Origin of the sequence: Streptomyces rubradiris (assembly GCF_016860525.1) — a bacterium.
In the GTDB taxonomy this organism is placed as follows: Bacteria; Actinomycetota; Actinomycetes; order Streptomycetales; family Streptomycetaceae; genus Streptomyces; species Streptomyces rubradiris.
The window spans coordinates 4,597,786-4,618,705 of the sequence record NZ_BNEA01000015.1; the positions used below are offsets into that span (position 1 = coordinate 4,597,786).

Annotated in this window: 17 protein-coding genes; 14 read left to right on the forward strand and 3 right to left on the reverse strand. The window is 73.8% G+C overall.

What is annotated here, in order from left to right; all coding sequences use genetic code 11:
* The first annotated feature begins 124 nt into the window (after positions 1 to 124).
* The 11 genes from Srubr_RS33730 (at position 125) to Srubr_RS33780 (ending at position 14,415) form a co-directional block, all read left to right on the forward strand.
* On the forward strand, positions 125 to 1,084 hold the full coding sequence (locus tag Srubr_RS33730; protein ID WP_229926561.1) for an EamA family transporter: 960 nt from the start codon (positions 125 to 127) through the stop codon (positions 1,082 to 1,084).
* A 68-nt stretch (positions 1,085 to 1,152) separates the two neighbouring features.
* Positions 1,153 to 2,832, forward strand: coding sequence for an NAD-dependent malic enzyme (locus Srubr_RS33735; RefSeq protein WP_189992355.1), 1,680 nt, complete (start codon positions 1,153 to 1,155; stop codon positions 2,830 to 2,832).
* A 61-nt stretch (positions 2,833 to 2,893) separates the two neighbouring features.
* Complete coding sequence (locus tag Srubr_RS33740; protein ID WP_189992353.1) at positions 2,894 to 3,751, forward strand: TIGR03084 family metal-binding protein; 858 nt, start codon at positions 2,894 to 2,896, stop codon at positions 3,749 to 3,751.
* The gene (locus Srubr_RS33745) at positions 3,748 to 5,493 is read left to right on the forward strand and encodes an acyclic terpene utilization AtuA family protein (protein WP_189992351.1); all 1,746 of its coding nucleotides are present in this window, start codon (positions 3,748 to 3,750) and stop codon (positions 5,491 to 5,493) included. The genes Srubr_RS33740 and Srubr_RS33745 overlap by 4 nt, the downstream gene beginning before the upstream one ends.
* Positions 5,490 to 7,088: an acyl-CoA carboxylase subunit beta gene (locus Srubr_RS33750; RefSeq protein ID WP_189992349.1), complete on the forward strand. Its 1,599-nt coding sequence runs from the start codon at positions 5,490 to 5,492 to the stop codon at positions 7,086 to 7,088. Before Srubr_RS33745 ends, Srubr_RS33750 begins: the two co-directional genes overlap by 4 nt.
* 8 nt (positions 7,089 to 7,096) lie before the next feature.
* Positions 7,097 to 8,950, forward strand: coding sequence for an acetyl/propionyl/methylcrotonyl-CoA carboxylase subunit alpha (locus Srubr_RS33755; RefSeq protein ID WP_189992347.1), 1,854 nt, complete (start codon positions 7,097 to 7,099; stop codon positions 8,948 to 8,950).
* A 7-nt stretch (positions 8,951 to 8,957) separates the two neighbouring features.
* On the forward strand, positions 8,958 to 10,118 hold the full coding sequence (locus tag Srubr_RS33760) for an acyl-CoA dehydrogenase family protein (RefSeq protein WP_189992345.1): 1,161 nt from the start codon (positions 8,958 to 8,960) through the stop codon (positions 10,116 to 10,118).
* Positions 10,119 to 10,141: 23 nt separating this feature from the next.
* On the forward strand, positions 10,142 to 11,710 hold the full coding sequence (locus tag Srubr_RS33765; RefSeq protein ID WP_189992342.1) for a 4-coumarate--CoA ligase family protein: 1,569 nt from the start codon (positions 10,142 to 10,144) through the stop codon (positions 11,708 to 11,710).
* A gap of 113 nt (positions 11,711 to 11,823) precedes the next feature.
* A complete protein-coding gene (locus Srubr_RS33770) occupies positions 11,824 to 12,570 on the forward strand; it encodes an enoyl-CoA hydratase family protein (RefSeq protein WP_189992341.1) in 747 nt (248 codons plus the stop codon).
* Positions 12,558 to 13,163, forward strand: coding sequence for a TetR/AcrR family transcriptional regulator (locus Srubr_RS33775; protein ID WP_189992339.1), 606 nt, complete (start codon positions 12,558 to 12,560; stop codon positions 13,161 to 13,163). The genes Srubr_RS33770 and Srubr_RS33775 overlap by 13 nt, the downstream gene beginning before the upstream one ends.
* A 226-nt stretch (positions 13,164 to 13,389) precedes the next feature.
* On the forward strand, positions 13,390 to 14,415 hold the full coding sequence (locus Srubr_RS33780) for an isopenicillin N synthase family dioxygenase (protein WP_189992337.1): 1,026 nt from the start codon (positions 13,390 to 13,392) through the stop codon (positions 14,413 to 14,415).
* Between the two features lie 20 nt (positions 14,416 to 14,435).
* Here Srubr_RS33780 and Srubr_RS33785 read toward each other — a convergent pair whose 3' ends face one another.
* A complete protein-coding gene (locus tag Srubr_RS33785; RefSeq protein WP_189992335.1) occupies positions 14,436 to 15,536 on the reverse strand; it encodes a citrate synthase 2 in 1,101 nt (366 codons plus the stop codon).
* A 175-nt stretch (positions 15,537 to 15,711) separates the two neighbouring features.
* Here Srubr_RS33785 and pdxH point away from each other — a divergent pair, with 175 nt between their 5' ends.
* Together pdxH and Srubr_RS33795 are read left to right on the forward strand one after the other, a co-directional pair.
* On the forward strand, positions 15,712 to 16,398 hold the full coding sequence (gene pdxH / locus Srubr_RS33790) for a pyridoxamine 5'-phosphate oxidase (RefSeq protein WP_189992333.1): 687 nt from the start codon (positions 15,712 to 15,714) through the stop codon (positions 16,396 to 16,398).
* Between the two features lie 400 nt (positions 16,399 to 16,798).
* On the forward strand, positions 16,799 to 18,190 hold the full coding sequence (locus tag Srubr_RS33795; RefSeq protein ID WP_189992331.1) for a PAS domain-containing protein: 1,392 nt from the start codon (positions 16,799 to 16,801) through the stop codon (positions 18,188 to 18,190).
* Positions 18,191 to 18,235: 45 nt separating this feature from the next.
* On the opposite strand, the gene Srubr_RS33800 is transcribed toward Srubr_RS33795, so the two are convergent.
* Positions 18,236 to 18,991, reverse strand: a complete 756-nt coding sequence (locus Srubr_RS33800) for an SIS domain-containing protein (protein ID WP_189992329.1) — start codon at positions 18,989 to 18,991, stop codon at positions 18,236 to 18,238.
* Between the two features lie 300 nt (positions 18,992 to 19,291).
* Between Srubr_RS33800 and Srubr_RS33805 the strand changes: the two genes are divergently transcribed.
* A complete protein-coding gene (locus tag Srubr_RS33805; RefSeq protein WP_189992327.1) occupies positions 19,292 to 19,984 on the forward strand; it encodes a metal-dependent transcriptional regulator in 693 nt (230 codons plus the stop codon).
* Positions 19,985 to 20,248: 264 nt separating this feature from the next.
* On the opposite strand, the gene Srubr_RS33810 is transcribed toward Srubr_RS33805, so the two are convergent.
* Positions 20,249 to 20,914 carry a bifunctional DNA primase/polymerase gene (locus Srubr_RS33810; RefSeq protein WP_189992325.1) on the reverse strand — a complete coding sequence of 222 codons (666 nt, stop codon included), beginning with the start codon at positions 20,912 to 20,914 and terminating at the stop codon, positions 20,249 to 20,251.
* Positions 20,915 to 20,920: the final 6 nt, after the last annotated feature.

The following is a 20,920-nucleotide window of genomic DNA, read 5'->3' on the forward strand; positions in this document are numbered from 1 at the left end:
CCCAGGGACGCACCATCCAGGTCAGTTCCATAAAGGGTTCACACCCCTGACGGAGTCTATTACCCTGGACTCGGTAGTACATGGAGATGTACATGATCTGATCCGATCCAGCACCGGGACCGCCGTGAGCACCGTCAACACCCCCAGCGCCGCGAACTCGACGTCACCAGCGTCCCCCTCGTCACCAGGGGCGTCCGCTCCACGCACTCCCGGCCGGTTCGGCTCCCTCGGTCCGGTCGGGCTGGTGCTGGCCGGCGGCATCTCGGTGCAGTTCGGCGGCGCGCTGGCGGTCACCCTGATGCCCCGGGCGGGCGCGCTGGGCGTGGTGACCCTGCGCCTCGTCGCGGCGGCGATCGTCCTCCTCCTGGTCTGCCGCCCCCGGCTGCGCGGCCACTCGCGCGCCGACTGGGGCACGGTGATCGTCTTCGGCATCACCATGGGCGCGATGAACGGCCTGTTCTACGAGGCGGTCGACCGTATCCCGCTGGGCCCGGCGGTCACCCTCGAAGTCCTCGGCCCGCTGGCCCTGTCCGTCCTCGCCTCCCGCCGCGCGCTCAACGCGCTCTGGGCCGGCCTCGCCCTCGCGGGCGTCTTCCTGCTCGGCGGCGGAGGGTTCGGCAATCTGGACCCCATAGGCGTCGCCTTCGCCCTGGGCGCCGGCGCCATGTGGGCGGCCTACATAGTCTTCAGCGCCCGCACCGGCCGCCGCTTCCCCCAGGCCGACGGCCTGGCCCTGGCCATGGCCGTGGCCGCCCTGCTCTTCCTCCCGCTCGGCATCGCCGAGGCCGGCACCCGCCTGCTGAACCCCACCACCATCGCCCTCGGCTCGGCGGTGGCCCTGCTCTCCTCGGTCCTGCCCTACACCCTCGAACTCCTGGCCCTGCGCCGCCTGCCGGCCTCCACCTTCGCCATCCTGATGAGCCTGGAACCCGCCATCGCCGCCACGGCCGGTTTCCTCGTCCTGGGCCAGTCCCTCAAGCCCGCCGAGGCGGCGGCCATCGCCCTGGTCATCGCCGCGAGCATCGGCGCGGTCCGCACCCAGATAGGCCGGGGCAAGGCCGCGCTGCCGGCCGAGGGGCAGTAGTCCACGATCGTCACTGTAAGTGGTCGTTCAACAGCGCAGAAAAGTCAGCCCCGTGTAAAAGTGGGCTCATGAAGGTCACCGCCCGTGGGCGTGCCGTGCTCGGCGATCCCCGGATCAACCGCGGTACGGCGTTCACGGAGGCGGAGCGCCGGGCCCTGGACCTCGTCGGGCTGGTCCCGCCCGGCGTGCTCACCCAGGACCAGCAGGCCGAGCGCGCCTACGGCCAGTTCCGCCAGCAGCCGGACGACCTGGCCAAGAGCGTGAACCTGACGGCGCTGCACGACCGCAACGAGGTGCTTTTCTACCGGCTCGTCGGTGACCACCTCGAAGAGATGCTGCCCATCGTCTACACCCCGACCGTGGGCACGGCGATCCGCCGCTACAGCACCGAGTACCGCCGCCCGCGCGGCATCTACCTCTCCGTGGACGCCCCCGGCGACATCGAACGCTCCCTGCGCGCGAGCGGCCTCGGCGCGGGCGACGTCGACCTGATCGTGGCCACCGACGGCGAGGGCATCCTCGGCATCGGGGACTGGGGCGTCGGCGGCATCGACATCGCGGTCGGCAAGCTCGCCGTCTACACCGCCGCCGCCGGCATCGACCCGCGCCGCACCCTGCCCGTCATGCTCGACGTCGGCACCAACCGCCGGGAACTCCTCGACAACCCCCTCTACCTCGGCAACCGCCACCCCCGCGTCGACCGCGACACCTACGACGCCTTCATCGACGCCTACGTCACCACCGCCACCCGGCTCTTCCCCGGCGCCCTGCTGCACTGGGAGGACTTCGGGACCGCCAACGCCCGCCGCATCCTCGACCACTACCGCGACCGGGTCCGCACCTTCAACGACGACATCCAGGGCACCGGCGCCGTCAACCTCGCCGCCGTCCTGTCCGGGGTGCGCGCGGCCGGCGTGCCCCTGCCCGAGCACCGGATCGTCGTCTTCGGCGCGGGCACCGCCGGCACCGGCGTCGCCGACCAGCTGCGGGACGCCCTGATCGCCGAGGGCCTGTCCGAGGCCGAGGCGCTCGCCCGCTTCTGGTGCGTCGACCGGTACGGCCTGCTCACCGACGACCAGGGCGACCGGCTCGGCGACGCCCAGCGGCCGTACGCCCGCCCCGCCGCCGAGACCGACGGCTGGCACCGGGACGAGAACCTGCCCGGCGTCCCGCTGGCGGAAGTGGTCCGCCGGGTCCGCCCGACCACTCTCATCGGCACCTCCGGCCAGGGCGGCGCGTTCTCCGAGGAGATCGTCCGCGAGATGGCCCGGCACACCCGGCGCCCGATCATCCTGCCCATGTCCAACCCGACCGACCTGGCCGAGGCCACCCCCGCCGACCTGCTCGACTGGACCGACGGCAGGGCGCTGGTGGCCACCGGCAGCCCGTTCCCGCCGGTGCGGCGGGACGGCACGACGTACGAGATCGGCCAGGCCAACAACGCGCTGGTCTTCCCCGGCCTCGGGCTCGGCACGATCGTCGCCCGCGCCTCGCGGGTCACCGACCGCATGCTGCGCGCGGCGGCCGACGCGGTGGCCCGCCGGACCGCCGACGCGGAGGTCTCCCGGCTGGACGCGCCCCTCCTCCCGCCGATCCGCGAGCTGCGCGCCACGTCGGAGGCGGTCGCGGTGGCCGTGGCCCGCGCCGCGATGGACGAGGGGGTCGCCCGGGCCGCCCTGGACGATGTCGGGGCGACGGTGCGGGCGGCCCGCTGGGAGCCGGTCTACCCACCGCTGGAAGCGATGTGACGACGGCCTGAATCATGCAAGCACGCTTGATTGTTTCACGCGGCGCTGCCATGCTCCCCCCATGGCCGACCCGACGCCCGTCATCGACGACCTGCGTGCCGAGAGCGGTGAACTCGACCTGTTAGTGGCCGAGTTGAGGCCGGAGCAGTGGGAGCTGCCGACTCCCGCGGCCGGCTGGACCGTCGCCCACCAGATCGCGCACCTCTCCTGGACCGACCGCTCGGCACTGCTCGCCGTCACCGACCCGGATGCCTTCCGGGCGCTGGTGGAGAAGGCGCTCGCCGCCCCCGGCTCGTTCGTGGACGAGGGGGCCGAGGAGGGCGCCGCGCTCCCGCCCGCCGACCTGCTGGCCGCCTGGCGCGCCGGGCGCGCCGCCCTGCGCGAGGCACTGCTCGCCGCTACGCCCGGCGCCCGCTTTCCCTGGTACGGCCCGCCCATGTCGGCAGCCTCCATGGCGACGGCCCGGCTCATGGAGACCTGGGCCCACGGCCTGGACATCGCCGACGCCCTGGGTGTGGTGCGCCCACCCACCGACCGGCTCCGGCATGTGGCCCGGCTCGGGGTACGCACCCGCGACTTCGCCTACGGGGTGCGCGGGCTGACCCCGCCGGCCGAGGAGTTCCGGGTCGAACTGCTCGCGCCCTCGGGCGAGGTGTGGGCGTACGGCCCGGAGGGTGCCGCGCAGCGCGTCACCGGCCCCGCCCTCGACTTCTGCCTCCTGGTCACCCAGCGCGCCCACCGCGCCGACCTCGCCCTGACGGCCACGGGCCCGGACGCCGACCGCTGGCTCGGCATCGCCCAGGCCTTCGCGGGCCCGCCGGGCACCGGCCGCCCGCGCACGGCGGCCGACGGGCCGGCGCGGCGGGCCGACGGCAGGGCCGAGGAGTCCGACCGCCCGGCACAGGGAGCCGCCCGGTGAAACCGCTGCGCATAGGAAACTTCTCCGGCTTCTACGGCGACCGCTCCGACGCCCTGCGCGAGATGCTCACCGGCGGCGAGGTCGACGTCCTCACCGGTGACTATCTCGCCGAACTCACCATGCTCATCCTCGCCCGCGACCGGCTGAAGGACCCGTCCGCCGGATACGCCCGCACCTTCCCGCGCCGGCTGGAGGACTGCCTGGGCCTCGCCCACGAACGCGGCGTGCGGATCGTCACCAACGCGGGCGGCCTCAACCCCGCCGGACTAGCGGGGGAGATACGGCGGCTGGCGGACCGGCTCGGCATCCCGGTGCGGGTCGCGCACGTCGAGGGCGACGACCTGACCGCCGCCTACCCCGGCACTCTCGCCGCCCACGCCTACCTCGGGGGCTTCGGCATCGCCGAGTGCCTGCGGGCGGGCGCCGACGTGGTGGTCACCGGCCGGGTGACCGACGCGGCGCTGGTCACCGGGCCGGCCGCCGCGCACTTCGGCTGGCGGCCGGACGACCACGACCGGCTCGCCGGCGCCGTCGCCGCCGGACACGTGCTGGAGTGCGGCACCCAGGCGACCGGCGGGAACTACGCCTTCTTCGCCGAGGGGGACGTACGCCGGCCCGGCTTCCCGCTCGCCGAGATCCACGCCGACGGCAGCAGCGTGATCACCAAGCACCCCGGCACGGGCGGCTTCGTGGACGTGGGCACGGTCACCGCCCAGCTGCTGTACGAGACCGGCGGTGCCCGGTACGCCGGACCCGATGTCACGGCCCGGCTGGACACCGTACGGCTCGTCCAGGAGGGGCCGGACCGGGTGCGGATCGAGGGGGTGCGAGGGGAGGCGCCACCGCCCACGCTCAAGGTCGGGCTCAACCGGCTCGGCGGCTTCCGCAACGAGGTCGTCTTCGTCCTCACCGGGCTCGACATCGAGGCCAAGGCGGCGCTGGTGCGCGAGCAGCTCGCGGACGCGCTCGCCAAGTCGCCGCCCAGCGAGGTGCGGTGGGAGCTGGTGCGCACCGACCGGGCCGACGCGGACACCGAGGAGACGGCCAGCGCGCTGCTGCGGCTCGTCGTACGCGACCCGGACCAGCAGGTCGTGGGGCGCGCGCTGAGCGGGGCCGCGGTGGAGCTGGCGCTGGCCAGTTACCCCGGCTTCCATGTGCTGGCCCCACCCGGGAAGGGCTCACCTTATGGGGTCTTCGAGGATGTGTACGTGCCCCATGTGGGCGCCACACATGTGGCCGCCACACAGGAGCCCGCTCCCGACATGGGCACCGTACCCACCGCCCCCGTGTCCGTCTCCCACGTGGCCGTGCTCCACGACGGCCGCCGCGTCCCCGTACCCCCGCCCCGGCAGACGCGCCCCCTGGCCGTCGTACCGGACCCGCCCCTCCCGGAACCCCTCCCGGCCGGGCCGGCCCGGCGGGCGCCGCTCGGTCTGGTCGTCGGCGCCCGCAGCGGGGACAAGGGCGGGAACGCCAACGTCGGGGTGTGGGCCCGCTCCGAGGACGCCTGGCGGTGGCTCGCCCACACGCTGACGGCCGACACCTTCCGGCGGCTGATCCCCGAGAGCCGGGACCTGCCCGTCACCCGGCACCTGCTCCCGAACCTGCGCGCCATCAACTTCGTGGTCGAGGGCATCCTCGGCGCCGGCGTCGCCGCGCAAGCCCGCTTCGACCCGCAGGCCAAGGCCCTCGGCGAATGGCTGCGCTCCCGCCACCTGGACATCCCGGAGGCCCTGCTGTGACCGTCCTGCGGACCGCTGTCGACCCCGCCGCCCCCGAGCACCGCGCGCACCGCGAGGCGATGCTCGCCAAGCTCGCCGGCCTGGAGGCCGAGCACGCCAAGGCGCTCGCGGGCGGCGGCGAGAAGTACGTCGCCCGGCACCGGAAGCGCGGCAAGCTGCTCGCCCGGGAGCGGATCGAGCTGCTGCTCGACCCCGACACCCCGTTCCTGGAACTGTCCCCGCTGGCCGCCTGGGGCAGCGAGTACCCCGTGGGCGCCTCCCTCGTCACCGGGATCGGGGTGGTCGAGGGCGTGGAGTGCCTGATCACCGCCAACGACCCGACCGTGCGCGGCGGCGCCAGCAACCCCTGGAGCCTGCGCAAGGCGCTGCGCGCGAACGACATCGCCCTGGCCAACCGGCTGCCCTGCATCAGCCTGGTGGAGTCGGGGGGCGCCGACCTGCCGTCGCAGAAGGAGATCTTCATCCCCGGCGGGGCGATCTTCCGCGACCTCACCCGGCTGTCCGCGGCCGGCATCCCGACCATCGCCGTCGTCTTCGGCAACTCCACCGCCGGCGGCGCGTACATCCCCGGCATGTCCGACCACGTGATCATGGTCAAGGAGCGGGCGAAGGTGTTCCTCGGCGGGCCGCCGCTGGTGAAGATGGCCACCGGCGAGGAGAGCGACGACGAGTCGCTGGGCGGCGCCGAGATGCACGCGCGCGTGTCCGGGCTCGCCGACTACTTCGCGCTGGACGAGCCGGACGCGCTGCGCCAGGCGCGCCGCGTCGTGGCCCGCCTCAACCACCGCAAGGCCCACCCCGACCCCGGCCCGGCCGAGCCGCCGAAGTACGACCCCGAGGAACTGCTCGGCATCGTCCCGGAGGACCTCAAGATCCCGTTCGACCCGCGCGAGGTGATCGCCCGGATCGTGGACGGCTCCGACTTCGACGAGTTCAAGCCGCTGTACGGCACGAGCCTGGTCACCGGCTGGGCCGCCCTGCACGGCTACCCGGTCGGCATCCTGGCCAACGCCCAGGGCGTGCTGTTCAGCGCCGAGTCGCAGAAGGCCGCCCAGTTCATCCAGCTCGCCAACCAGCGCGACATCCCGCTGCTGTTCCTGCACAACACCACCGGCTACATGGTCGGCAAGGAGTACGAGCAGGGCGGGATCATCAAGCACGGCTCGATGATGATCAACGCGGTGAGCAACAGCCGGGTGCCCCATCTGTCGGTGCTCATGGGGGCGTCGTACGGCGCCGGACATTACGGCATGTGCGGCCGGGCCTACGACCCCCGGTTCCTGTTCGCCTGGCCCAGCGCCAAGTCCGCCGTCATGGGCCCGCAGCAGCTCGCGGGCGTGCTGTCGATCGTCGCCCGGCAGTCGGCGGCGGCCAAGGGGCAGCCGTACGACGAGGAGGCGGACGCGGCCCTGCGCGCGATGGTGGAGCAGCAGATCGAGGCCGAGTCGCTGCCGATGTTCCTGTCCGGGCGGCTGTACGACGACGGTGTCATCGACCCGCGCGACACCCGTACCGTCCTCGGCCTGTGCCTGTCCGCCCTGCACACCGCGCCCTACGAGGGCGCGCGCGGCGGCTTCGGCGTCTTCCGGATGTGAGGGACCCCATGATTTCCAGTGTGCTCGTCGCGAACCGGGGCGAGATCGCCTGCCGCGTCTTCCGCACCTGCCGTGAGCTGGGCATCCGAACGGTCGCGGTGCACTCCGACGCCGACGCGGACGCGCTGCACGCGCGCGTGGCCGACACGGCGGTACGGCTGCCGGGCGCGGCGCCCGCCGACACCTACCTGCGCGGCGACCGGGTGGTGCAGGCGGCCCTGGCCGCCGGGGCCGACGCCGTGCACCCGGGCTACGGCTTCCTCTCCGAGAACGCCGGTTTCGCCCGCGCCGTGCGGGACGCCGGCCTGGTGTGGATCGGCCCGCCGCCGGAGGCCATCGAGGCCATGGCGTCCAAGACCCGCGCCAAACGGCTGATGGGCCTCGCCCCGCTGGACCCGGCCGAGGTGACCGAGACGGACCTTCCGGTGCTGGTGAAGGCGGCGGCGGGCGGCGGGGGGCGCGGGATGCGGATCGTGCGCCGCCTGGAGGAGCTGCGGGCCGCCCTGGAGGGCGCGCGCGCCGAGGCCGCGAGCGCCTTCGGTGACGGCGAGGTGTTCGTGGAGCCGTACCTGGAGCGCGGTCGGCACGTGGAGGTGCAGATCCTCGCCGACGCCCACGGCACCGTCTGGCCGCTCGGCACCCGCGACTGCTCCCTCCAGCGCCGGCACCAGAAGGTCGTCGAGGAGGCCCCGGCGCCCGGGCTCACTCCTGGGCTCGCGGAGGAGTTGCGCGCGCTGGCCGTACGCGCCGCCCGCGCCGTGTCGTACACCGGCGCTGGCACGGTCGAGTTCCTGGTCGCCGACGGCCGCGCCCACTTCCTGGAGATGAACACCCGCCTCCAGGTGGAACACCCCGTCACGGAGGCCGTGTTCGGGCTGGACCTGGTCGCCGAGCAGATCCGGATCGCCGAGGGCCACGCCCTGGGGACCGAGCCCCCGCACCCGCGCGGCCACGCCGTCGAGGCCCGCCTCTACGCCGAGGACCCGGCCCGTGACTGGGCCCCGCAGACCGGCACCCTGCACCGGCTCGCCGTACCGGACGGCGTCCGCCTGGACACCGGTTACACCGACGGGGACACCATCGGCGTCCACTACGACGCCATGCTCGCCAAGGTCGTCGCCCACGCCCCCACCCGGGCCGAGGCGATCCGCCGGCTCGCCGGCGCGCTGGAGTCGGCCGTGATCCACGGCCCGGTCACCAACCGGGACCTGCTGGTGCGCTCGCTGCGGCACGAGGAGTTCACCGCGGCCCGCATGGACACCGGCTTCTACGACCGCCACCTCGGCGCGCTGACCACGCCCGCCCACGACCCGTACGCCCCCCTGGCCGCCGCCCTCGCCGACGCCCACGGCCGCTCCCGGTTCGGCGGCTGGCGCAACGTCCCCTCGCAGCCGCAGGTGAAGCGGTACGCGATGGGCGGCGAGGAGCACGAGGTCCGCTACCGGCACACCCGGGACGGCCTCGCCGCCGACGGGGTCCGGGTCGTGCACGCCGACGCCCGGCTGGTCGTCCTGGACATCGACGGCGTACGGCGGAAGTTCACCGTCGCCCGCTACGGCGACCAGGTCCACGTCAACTCCACGCGCCTCACCGCCCTGCCCCGCTTCCCCGACCCGGTCGCCCGGCTCGCCCCCGGCTCCCTGGTGGCCCCGATGCCGGGCACGGTCGTCCGGATCGCCGAGGGCCTGGCCGAAGGCGCGACGGTGCGGGCCGGCCAGGGGCTCATATGGGTGGAGGCGATGAAGATGCAGCACCTGATCTCGGCACCGGCCGCCGGGACCCTCACCGCCCTGCACGCCAGGCCCGGACAGCAGGTCGAGCCGGGCACGGTCCTGGCAGTAGTGCAGGAAATCCCTTCCTAGGAGCCCCATGACCAGCGTCATCGAGTCCGAAGAGCACAAGGCCCTGCGCGCCGCGGTAGCCGCCCTCGGCAAGCGCTACGGCCGCGACTACGTCACCCGCACGGTCGCCGCGGGCAAACCCCCCGCCGAACTCTGGTCCGACGCGGGCAAGCTGGGCTATCTCGGCGTCAACCTGCCCGAGGAGTACGGGGGAGGGGGCGGCGGCATAGCCGAACTCTCCATCGTGCTCGAGGAACTGGGCGCCGCCGGCTCACCTCTGCTCATGCTCGTCGTGTCACCCGCCATCTGCGGCACGGTGATCGCCCGCTTCGGCACCGAGGAGCAGAAGCGGCGGTGGCTGCCCGGCCTCGCCGACGGCACCCGGCTCATGGCCTTCGGCATCACCGAGCCCGACGCCGGCTCCAACAGCCACCGCATCACCACCACGGCCCGCCGGGACGGCACCGACTGGCTGCTCACCGGCCGCAAGGTCTTCATCTCCGGTGTCGACATGGCCGACGCCGTGCTCGTCGTCGGCCGCACCGAGGACGCCCGCACCGGCAGCCTCAAGCCCTGCCTGTTCATCGTCCCCACGGACGCCGAGGGCTTCCATCGGCACCCCATCGACATGGAACTCAACGCTGCCGAGAAGCAGTTCGAGCTGACCCTGGACGACGTCCGGCTGCCCGCGGAGGCGCTCGTGGGCGACGAGGACGCCGGGCTGCTGCAACTGTTCGCCGGGCTGAACCCCGAGCGGATCATGACGGCCGCGTTCGCGATCGGCATGGGCCGCTACGCCCTCGGCCGGGCCGTCGAGTACGCCCGCGAGCGTACGGTCTGGAAGGCCCCCATCGGCGCCCACCAGGCCATCGCCCACCCCCTGGCGCAGGCCCACATCGACCTGGAGCTGGCCCGGCTGATGATGCAGAAAGCGGCCCTTCTCTACGACTCGGGGGACGACATCGGCGCGGGCGAGGCCGCCAACATGGCCAAGTACGCGGCGGGCGAGGCCTGCGTGCGGGCCGTCGACCAGGCCGTGCACACCCTCGGTGGCAACGGCCTCACCCGGGAGTTCGGGCTCGCCTCGCTCATCACCGCGGCCCGCGTGGCACGTATCGCACCGGTGAGCCGGGAAATGATCCTCAACTACGTCTCCCACCAGAGCCTGGGCCTGCCCAAGTCGTACTGAGCGGTCCGGCGCGAGGAGGAACCGTGTTCCGCAGCGAGTACGCAGACGTTCCGCCCGTAGAACTCCCCATCCACGACGCCGTCCTGGGCCATGCGGCCGGCTTCGGCGACCAGCCCGCCCTGATCGACGGCACGGACGGCACCACGCTCACGTACGAGCAGGTGGACCGGTTCCACCGGCGCCTCGCCGCCGTCCTCGCCGGCACCGGCGTCCGCAAGGGCGATGTCCTCGCCCTGCACAGCCCCAACACCGTCGCCTTCCCGCTCGCGTTCTACGCCGCCACCCGCGCCGGGGCCACCGTCACCACCGCCCACCCGCTGGCCACGGCGGAGGAGTTCGCCCGGCAGCTGCGCGACAGCGCGGCCCGCTGGATCGTCACCGTCTCCCCGCTGCTCCAGACCGCCCGCCGGGCCGCCGAACTCGCGGGCGGCGTACGGGAGATCCTGGTGTGCGACAGCGCGCCCGGCCACCGCTCGCTGACCGACCTGCTCGCCACCACCGCCCCCGAACCCCGGATCGCCATCGACCCGGCCGAGGACATCGCCGTACTGCCGTACTCCTCCGGCACCACCGGCACCCCCAAGGGCGTCATGCTCACCCACCGGCAGATCGCCACCAACCTCGCCCAGCTGGACTCCGCCGTCCCGGCCGGCCCCGGCGACCGCGTCCTCGCCGTCCTGCCGTTCTTCCACATCTACGGCCTCACCGCGCTGATGAACGGGCCGCTGCGCAAGGGCGCCACCGTCGTCGTCCTGCCCCGCTTCGATCCGGAGACCTTCCTGGCCGCCATCGACGAGCACCGCGTCACCGGCCTGTACGTGGCCCCGCCGATCGTCCTCGCCCTCGCCAAGCACCCGGCGGTCGGCCGCTACGACCTCTCCTGCCTGAAGTACGTCATCAGCGCCGCCGCCCCGCTGGACGCCCGGCTCGCCCGCGCCTGCTCCGAACGGCTCGGCCTGCCCCCGATCGGTCAGGCGTACGGCATGACGGAGCTGTCGCCCGGCACCCACGTCGTCCCCCTGGACCGGCTGCGCGAGGCCCCCGCCGGCACGGTCGGACGGCTCGTCGCCGGCACCGAGATGCGGATCGTCTCCCTGGACGACCCGCACCGCGACCTCGGCACCGGCGAGCCCGGCGAGATCCTGATCCGCGGCCCGCAGGTGATGAAGGGCTACCTGGGCCGCCCCGACGCCACCGCCGCCCTGATCGACCCCGACGGCTGGCTGCACACCGGGGACGTCGGACACGTCGACGCGGACGGCTGGCTGTTCGTCGTGGACCGGGTGAAGGAGCTCATCAAGTACAAGGGCTACCAGGTGGCCCCGGCCGAACTGGAGGCCCTGCTGCTCACCCACCCCGGCATCGCCGACGCCGCCGTGATCGGCGCCCGCGACGAGGAGGGCAACGAGATCCCGCACGCCTTCGTCGTCCGCCACCCCGGCGCCGACGGCCCGGCCGAGGACGAGGTCCTGGAGTTCGTCGCCGCACGGGTCGCCCCCTACAAACGCGTCCGCCGGGTCACCTTCACCGACACCGTCCCCCGCGCCGCCTCCGGCAAGATCCTGCGCCGGCAACTCAGGGAGTACACATGACCGGCCGGCAGCTCAGGGAGCGCGCATGACCGGCCGGCAGCTCAGGGAGCGCGCATGACCGGCCGGCAACTCACGGGAGCGCGCATGACCGGCCGGCGATTCAGGGAGTACACATGACCGACCCCACCGCGCCCATCGGCCGCACCCGCGCGCGTGCCGTGGAGACGCTCAGCCTCGACGCCACCGAGACCCGCAACCCCCTGTCCGCGGCCCTCGTCACCGGGCTCGCCGACGCCCTGGCCGACTGCGGTGAGGACCCCGGGGTGCGGGCCGTGGTCCTCACCCACACCGGCACGACGTTCTGCGCCGGCGCCGACCTGCGCGACCCGCCCGCCCCGGACGCCCTCGTGGCCCTGTTGCGGCGGATCGTGGAACTGCCCAAACCGGTGGTCGCCCGGGTCACCGGGCACGTCCGGGCCGGCGGCCTCGGCCTGCTCGCCGCCTGTGACATCGCCGTCGCCTCCGCCGCGGCCACCTTCGCCTTCACCGAGGTGCGCATCGGCGTCGCCCCCGCCGTGATCTCCCTGCCGGTGCTCCCGCGCGCCGACCCCCGCGCCCTGGCCCGCTACTACCTCACCGGCGAACGCTTCGGCCCGGCCGAGGCCGTGACGCTGGGCCTGCTGACGGCGGCGGCGGACGACGTGGACGACGCCCTCGCCCCCGTCCTGGACGGCCTGCGCCGGGCCTCCCCCGAGGCCCTGGCCGAGACGAAACGGCTGCTCACGGCTAGGGTGCTGGAGACATTCGACCGGGACGCGGCCGAGCTGACCGCGCTGACGGCCCGGCTGTTCTCCTCCGGCCACGCCCGGGAGGGGATGACGGCCTTCCTGGAAAGACGTGATGCGGCATGGGTGGTGTGAGGACGACCGAACGCGAGCGCGTTCCCAAGCAGGACCGCAGCCGGGCCACCCGGCAGCGGCTCCTGGAGGCCGCCGTGGCCTGCCTCGCCGAGCGCGGCTGGGCGGGCTCCACGGTCGCCGTCGTCGCCGAACGCGCCGGTGTCTCCCGGGGCGCCGCCCAGCACCACTTCCGTACCAGGGAAGACCTCTTCACCGCGGCCGTCGAGTACGTCTCCGAGGAGCGCTCGCTGGCGCTGCGCGCCCTGTTCCCGGACGGCCCCGCCGACCGCCGGGCCGTCGTGGCGGCCCTCGTCGACCTCTACACCGGCCCGCTCTTCCGCGCCGCCCTGCACCTGTGGGTCGCCGCCTCCGACGAGGAGCAGCTGCGCCCGCGGGTGACCGAGCTGGAGGCCCGGGTGGGCCGCGAGACCCACCGCATAGCCGTCGAACTCCTCGGCGCCGACGAGTCCCGCCCCGGCGTCCGCGAGACCGTCCAGGGCCTCCTCGACATGGCCCGCGGCCTGGGCCTGGCCAACCTCCTCACCGACGACACCGCCCGCCGCGAACGGGTCGTCGCCCAGTGGGCGGCCCTGCTGGACGACGCCCTGGGCTGAACCGTCCGTACGGCGGCACTCCTCACGCGGCGCGTTACCCTTGGCCCATGCTTCCGATGCTCGTCCGCCGCCGCCACGTGGACTACGTGCGCGTCACGAGCACGGGCTGTCGGCACCTCGCCGCCTGACAGCCCCCTGCATCTCTCTTTTTCTTCCTTTTCCCGGCACCGGGGGCCGCCCGTACCCCTCGGCGGCCGGCCGTGCCCCGTACACCCGCGGACGCACCATGACCACGCACACAGCGATGTCGTACGACCAGCTTCCGATCATCGACCTGTCGGCCGCCGGCCGAGGCCCCCAGGCCCGCGCCCTGCTCCACGCCCAGCTGCACAGCGCCGCCCACGACGTCGGCTTCTTCCAGCTCGTCGGGCACGGCGTGACCCGGGCCGAGACGGACGCGCTGCTCACCGCCATGCGCGCCTTCTTCGCCCTGCCCGAGGCCGACCGGCTCGCCCTCGACAACGTCAACTCGCCGCACTTCAGGGGCTACACCCGCACCGGCGACGAGCGCACCGGCGGAGCCCGCGACTGGCGCGACCAGCTCGACATCGGCGCCGAGCGCCCGGCCCGTGTCCCCGGCCCCGGCGAGCCCCCGTACTGGTGGCTCCAGGGCCCCAACCAGTGGCCCGCCGCGCTGCCCGGGCTGCGCACCGCCGCCCTCGCCTGGATCGACCGGCTCAGCGCGGTCGCCCACCGGCTGCTGCGCGAACTGCTGACCGCCATCGGCGCCCCGGCAGGCTTCTACGACCCGGTCTTCGGCGAGCACGCCCACCCGCACCTCAAGCTCGTCCGCTACCCCGGCAGCGCGGCCGACGGCACCGGCCAGGGCGTGGGCGCCCACAAGGACTACGGGTTCCTGACTCTGCTGCTCCAGGACACCGTCGGCGGCCTCCAGGTCCAGCGCGAGGACGGCCGCTTCCACGACGTGCCGCCCCTGGAGGGCGCCTTCGTCGTCAACCTCGGCGAACTGCTGGAGGTGGCGACCAACGGCTATCTGCTGGCCACCAACCACCGCGTCGTCAGCCCGCCCGGCGCCACCGAGCGCTACTCGGTGCCGTTCTTCTACAACCCCCGCCTGGACGCGCGGATCGACCCGCTGCCCTTCCCGCACGCCGCAAAGGCCCCCGGCGTCACCGCCGACCCGGCGAACCCCCTGTACGCCGAGTACGGCTACAACGAACTCAAGGGCAAGCTCAGGGCCCACCCGCTGGTGGCGGAGCGGCACCACCGGGACTTGCCGGCACCGGCCTGATCACCTCCTCGGGCTCCCTCTCAGCGGGTCATCCCCTCGTATCCCTGGATGTCCCGGGGGCTGCGCGGCCCCGGCCCCACGTACCGGGCGGAAGGCCGCACCAGCCGTCCCGTGCGCTTCTGTTCGAGGATGTGCGCGGACCATCCCGCGGTGCGGGCGCACGTGAACATGGAGGTGAACATGTGCGCCGGCACCTCGGCGAAGTCCAGCGTGATCGCCGCCCAGAACTCCACGTTCGTGGCCAGCACCCGGTCCGGCCGCCGGTTGTGCAGCTCCTCCAGCGCGGCCTTCTCCAGCGCCTCGGCCACCTCGAACCGCGGCGCCCCCAGCTCCCGCGCCGTGCGCCGCAGCACCCGGGCGCGCGGGTCCTCGGCCCGGTAGACCCGGTGCCCGAAGCCCATCAGCCGCTCGCCCCGGTCCAGGGCTGCCTTGACGTACGCCTGCGCGTCGCCGGTGCGCTCGATCTCCTCGATCATGCCGAGCACCCGGGAGGGCGCGCCGCCGTGCAGCGGACCGGACATCGCGCCCACCGCGCCCGACAGCGCGGCGGCGACGTCGGCGCCCGTGGAGGCGATGACCCGGGCGGTGAATGTAGAGGCGTTCATGCCGTGTTCGGCGGCCGAGGTCCAGTAGGCGTCGACGGCCGCGACGTGCTTGGGGTCCGGCTCGCCGCGCCAGCGGATCATGAACCGCTCCACCACCGAGCTCGCCTTGTCGATCTCGCGCTGCGGCACCATCGGCAGACCCTGCCCGCGCGCGGACTGGGCGACGTAGGACAGGGCCATGACCGCGGCGCGGGCCAGGTCCTCGCGGGCCTGGCGTTCGTCGATGTCGAGCAGCGGCCGCAGGCCCCACACGGGGGCGAGCATGGCGAGGGCCGACTGCACGTCCACCCGGATGTCACCGGAGTGCACCGGGATCGGGAACGGCTCGGCGGGCGGCAGACCGGGGTTGAAGGCGCCGTCGACCAGCAGCCCCCACACGTTGCCGAACGAGACGTGACCGACCAGGTCCTCGATGTCGACGCCCCGGTAGCGCAGGGCGCCGCCCTCCTTGTCCGGTTCGGCGATCTCCGTCTCGAACGCGACGACTCCTTCGAGCCCGGGTACGAAGTCGGACATCAGGCGGCTCCTCGTGAAGTGTGGCGGTGGTCATCCCGGTGATGCCTCGGCGCGCCGGCGGTCACCCATGGTCAACCCAACCGCAAAGGGAGCAGCACGATAACGCCCGGTGCCACGGTTGGGGAGACCACACGACACCGCGTGCCATACCCGTTCTATACGGCAAGATGACCGCGTGACCGATCGCGACCCGCTTCCGGACCCCGTTCTCGACCCCGCTGCCATGCGCAAGCAGTACCGGGCCGACGGCCTCGCCGAGGAGGACCTCGCCACCCATCCGATGGACCAGTTCGCCCGCTGGTTCGAGGACGCCGCCCGGGCCGCGCTGCACGGGACGCTCTACGAGCCCAACGCCATGGTCGTCTCCACGGTGGACGCGGCCGGCCGCCCCAGCTCCCGCACGGTCCTGCTGAAGCAGTACGACACCGAGGGCTTCGTCTTCTACACCAACTACGGCTCGCGCAAGGCCCTCGACCTCGCCGGGAACCCGCACGTCTCGCTGCTCTTCCCCTGGCACCCGCTGGCCCGCCAGGTCATCGTCACCGGCACCGCCCGGCGCACCGGCCGCGACGAGACCGCCGCCTACTTCCGCACCCGCCCGCACGGCTCCCAGCTGGGCGCCTGGGCCAGCGCCCAGTCCACGGTGATCGCCTCGCGCTCGGAACTGGACGCCGCCTACGCCGAACTCGAGGCCCGCTACCCGGAGGACGAACAGGTCCCGGTGCCCCCGCACTGGGGCGGCTTCCGGATCACCCCGGAGACGGTCGAGTTCTGGCAGGGCCGCGCCAACCGCCTCCACGACCGGCTGCGTTACACCGCCCGGCCGGACGGCACCTGGACGGTGGAGCGCCTCAGCCCCTGACTCGGGGGGCACGCGCGGGCAGGGGGCGCGGAAAACGCAGACGACCCGCGGGCTGGGTTCCTCCAGGGAGGAGCCGGCCGGACGTACCGGCAGCCCGCGGGTCGGGTGACTGCTTGGGATTGGGCCGGCTGCGCGCATCTCTCACGCGCTGGTCCGGCACCGCACATGGTGTGGTGTCGGGCCGCTAGCCCGCAGCCACCTCACGCGTCCGGTTGTCATACATCTGCCGAACCACCTCCCTTCTCGTGTACCGACAGCGTAAGAAGCACCCGGGACGCACTCAACTGTTTTTTCTTGCGGGAACAGGGTGTGTGCTGGGTCACGTTCCAGTTGAATGAAGGCCGGTGAGGGAACCGGGCGCCGTGTGTACGGGCGCGCAGGCAGTTTCCAGGGGGTCCAGGTGAGTGCTTCGCGGCGGAGTGGGGCCACGGACGAGCTGGGGCCGGACGAGCCCGGTGCGCCGGGCTCCGACCTGCTGGCCGCACTGCTCGACGGGATGGACGCGGCGTTGTGCGCGTTCGACGCCGACGGGGTCGTCACGCACTGGAACCGGGAGGCCGAGCGGATCCTCGGCTGGACGGCCGCCGAGGCCGTCGGGCGGCACGGCTTCGCCGGGTGGGCGGTGCGCAGCGCCGACGCCGAGGAGGTGCAGGCCCGGCTGATGTCGGCGATGCACGCGCCGGGCCGCCAGGTGCACGAGTTCGCGCTGGTGACCAAGGACGGCGGGCGGATTCTCGTGCGCACCCAGTCGGCCGCCGTGCGCGGGCCCGACGGGAAACCCGCGGGGGTGTACTGCGCGTTCAGCGAGGTGCACGCGCAGATCGACCTGGAGCGGTCCATCGCGCTGAGCGAGGCGCTGTTCGAGGACGCCGCCTGGGGGGTCGTCCTCGTCGACGCCGATCTGCGGCCCGCCGTGGTCAACGCCTACGCGGCACGGGCCCTGGGCGTCGGACGGACCTCGGCGCTGGGCCGGCCGCTCGGCGAACTGCTCGGGCAGGGCGCGCAGGAGCTGGAGGCCGCGCTGACCCACGTCCTGGCCGAAGGCGCGCCGCCCGCCCCCGCCGAGATGTGGGTCGTCGTGCGCACGCCCGAGGGCGAGCGGCGCCGCTGCTGGCGCAACGGGTTCCTGCGGCTGGCCTCGCCGCTCGCCGAGGAGCCGGTGCCGCTCGGCGTCGGCTGGCTGTTCCAGGACGTCACCGAGGCCAGGCAGGACCAGCAGGAGGCGGCCCTGCTGCGGTTCCGCTCCAACCAGCTGCACCGCGCGGCCCGGGCCGCCGCCGAGTGCGAGGACCCGGCGGAGGCGGCCGTCGTCCACCTGGACTTCGCCCTCGCCGGGTTCGCCGACCATGCCCTGGTCGACCGGCTGGCGGACGGCCCGCGCGCGGAGGGCGGGGGCGACGTGGAACCGGTCCGGCTGGTGCGGCTCGCCGCCACGCCCGCCGGGGCGCCGGGACCGAGCCTGCTGACGGGCGCGGCCGGACTGCCCGTGCGCTACCCCGAGGACCATCCGGCGCGGCAGTGCGTGCGGCGGGCCGGGACCGTGCGCGCGGAGGCCGGCGAGGTGCCGGCCGAGCGGGCCCGGGAGTGGGCGCTGGAGCGACAGTGGCCCGGCGACGCGGTGTACGCGCTGTGCGCAGTGCTGCGCAGCCGGGGGCGGACTCTGGGCGTGCTGACCTTCCTGCGCGGCGCCGGCCGCAGCCGCTTCGAGCGCGCCGACACGGCCTACGCCGAGGACGTCGCCGTACGGATCGCGGCGGCCCTGGACCTGGCGGAGGCCGTACGCGGGCGGTAGGCCCGGCGGGCGGCGGGCCCCCGGGGTGCGGCGCGCGGTGCGGGGTCAGCGGCGGTAGAAGATCCGGTCGCCGTACTGCGCCATCACCCGGCCGTTCCACTCGTGTCCGCCGTCGACGTTGCCGGAGCGCAGCAGCGGCGGCTCGATGCCGCGGTCGGCGAGGGCGGCGGCGGTGGTCGCCATGACGGCCTGGAGCAGGGCGGTGGTGACGACCGTGGAGGCCGGGGCGAAGGGCGCCGGGATGGTGTCCAGGGTGAGTTCGGCGTCTCCCACGGCGATCTTGGAGTCCAGGACGATGTCGCAGTGGTCCTTCAGGAAGGTGCCGGTGGCGTGCCGGGACGTGGTCTCGGCGGCGTACGCCACCGAGGTCACGCCGATGACCTTCAGGCCGCGGGCACGGGCGCCCAGGGCCATCTCCACGGGCAGGGCGTTGCGGCCGGACAGGGAGATGATCACCAGGGTGTCCCCGGCACGCACCGGTGAGGTGTCCAGGACGGCGCCGGCCAGGCCGTCGACCCGTTCGAGGGCGGAGCCGAGGGTGGCCGGGGTGACGTCGACGCCGACGACTCCGGGGACGGCGAGCAGGTTCATCAGGGCCAGGCCGCCCGCGCGGTAGACGACGTCCTGGGCGGCCAGTGAGGAGTGTCCGGCGCCGAACGCGAACAGGCGGCCGCCGGCCGCGACGGTGTCGGCGAGCAGGGCGCCGGCCGCGGTGATCGCCTCGGCCTCCTCGTCACGGACCCGTTGCAGCAGGCCGATGGCGGCGTCGAAGAACAGGTCGGCAGGCGTGCCGTCGCTCATGCGTTGCCCCTTCGCAGCGTCTGTGTCGCGGATCACGGTGCGGTCTGGACCATCACGGTGTCAATACGGTCGCGTCCGCCGCCGTCGGATGCGGCGCGGCGGCCGGGCCGGGGCCGCGCTACGATCGCCCCGCGTGGGGGCGACCGGCCCGCGCGCTCGTCTCCGACAAACGGCCCGTTCCCCCTCCGAACAGCCCTGTTTCCCTGCTGCCGCCCGGTTGTCAGTGGGATCCGGCAGAATTGATGTCCAGGGGGGCCGCGCACGCGCCGGGCTGCCGGCAGAGGTAATCGAGGGGCACGTATGTCCGGACTGATCGACACCACGGAGATGTATCTCCGCACCATCCTCGAACTCGAAGAGGAAGGCGTCGTCCCCATGCGCGCCCGCATCGCGGAGCGGCTGGACCAGAGCGGGCCGACGGTGAGCCAGACGGTGGCGCGCATGGAGCGCGACGGCCTGGTGTCCGTGGCCAGCGACCGGCACCTGGAGCTCACGGAGGAGGGGCGCCGGCTGGCGACGCGCGTGATGCGCAAGCACCGCCTGGCCGAGTGCCTGCTCGTCGACGTGATCGGGCTGGAGTGGGAGCAGGTGCACGCCGAGGCGTGCCGCTGGGAGCACGTGATGAGCGAGGCCGTGGAGCGGCGGGTGCTGGAGCTGCTGCGGCACCCCACCGAGTCGCCGTACGGCAATCCCATCCCGGGCCTGGAGGAGCTGGGCGAGAAGGACGGCGCGGACCCGTTCCTGGACGAGAGCATGGTCTCGCTGGCCGACCTGGACGCGGGCACGGACGGCAAGACGGTCGTCGTGCGCCGTATCGGGGAGCCGATCCAGACGGACGCGCAGCTGATGTACACGCTGCGGCGGGCGGGCGTGCAGCCCGGCTCGGTGGTGAGCGTGACCGAGTCGCCCGGCGGTGTGCTCGTGGGCAGCGGCGGCGAGGCGGCCGAGCTGGAGGCGGACGTCGCCTCCCACGTGTTCGTGGCCAAGCGCTGAGCCGGGCCCCTGGACGAGCGGGGGCCCCGGACGAGCAGGGGCCCCGGCGCCGTGTGGCGCCGGGGCCTGTCCTCCCCTGTTGCTGACCCGGAGCCCCGAGCTCTCAGGGTCATCCCCCTCGGACCGGCTTTTCCCCGAGCGGTCCGCCTCCTGCCAGGAAGATCCCCTCACACACGGCGATCATTCATCGCGCGGTGTCACTCAAATGAGGGGTGTTGACCGCGAAAACGGAGTTTCAGGGCGCGCGTTCGAGAGGGGAACGGATCAGCGATCCCTTCCGCAGGCGTAGGCCAGCGGGGAGATCAGTTCCTCCACGTCCGGCAGCCAGCGGTTCGCCGGGGTCGGGCGGCGGGCCCACTGCACGGCGCCCCGGCACCCGAACCGGGTGGGCGGCGCCGCCACGTACGCGCCCTCGCCCAGCGCCACCAGGTCCAGTGACGGCAGCGACCAGCCCAGCCGCCGCACCAGATCCGCCACCTTCGCCGAGGCCCCCGGCAGCACGAAGAACTGCATCCGCCGGTCCGGGGTCAGCGTGACCGGACCGAGCGTCAGTTCCATCCGCTCCATCCGGGCCAGCGCCAGGAACCCGGCGCTCTCCGGGACGGACACCGCCTCGAACGTCCGTCCCGTCGGCAGCAGGATCGACGCCGCCGGCTGCTTCTGCCACATCCGGCGGGCGACGGTCGCACTGCCGGTCGCCTGGGTCGCCCAGTCGGGGCGCGCGGGGTGCGCGCCCGGCGCGGGGCAGGCAACCTCACCACAAGAGCAGCGCTGCGTGCCGCCGGCGGTCTCCAGCCAGGTGCCCGGCACCACGTCCCAGTGCCGCTCCTCGGCGTAGCGTACGGCGGTCTCCAGCAGCGATGCCCCGCGCTGCCGCGGAATCTGACCGGTCATCTGCGTGTTCTCGGCGCCCGCGATCGTCTCTTCCACGCTCCT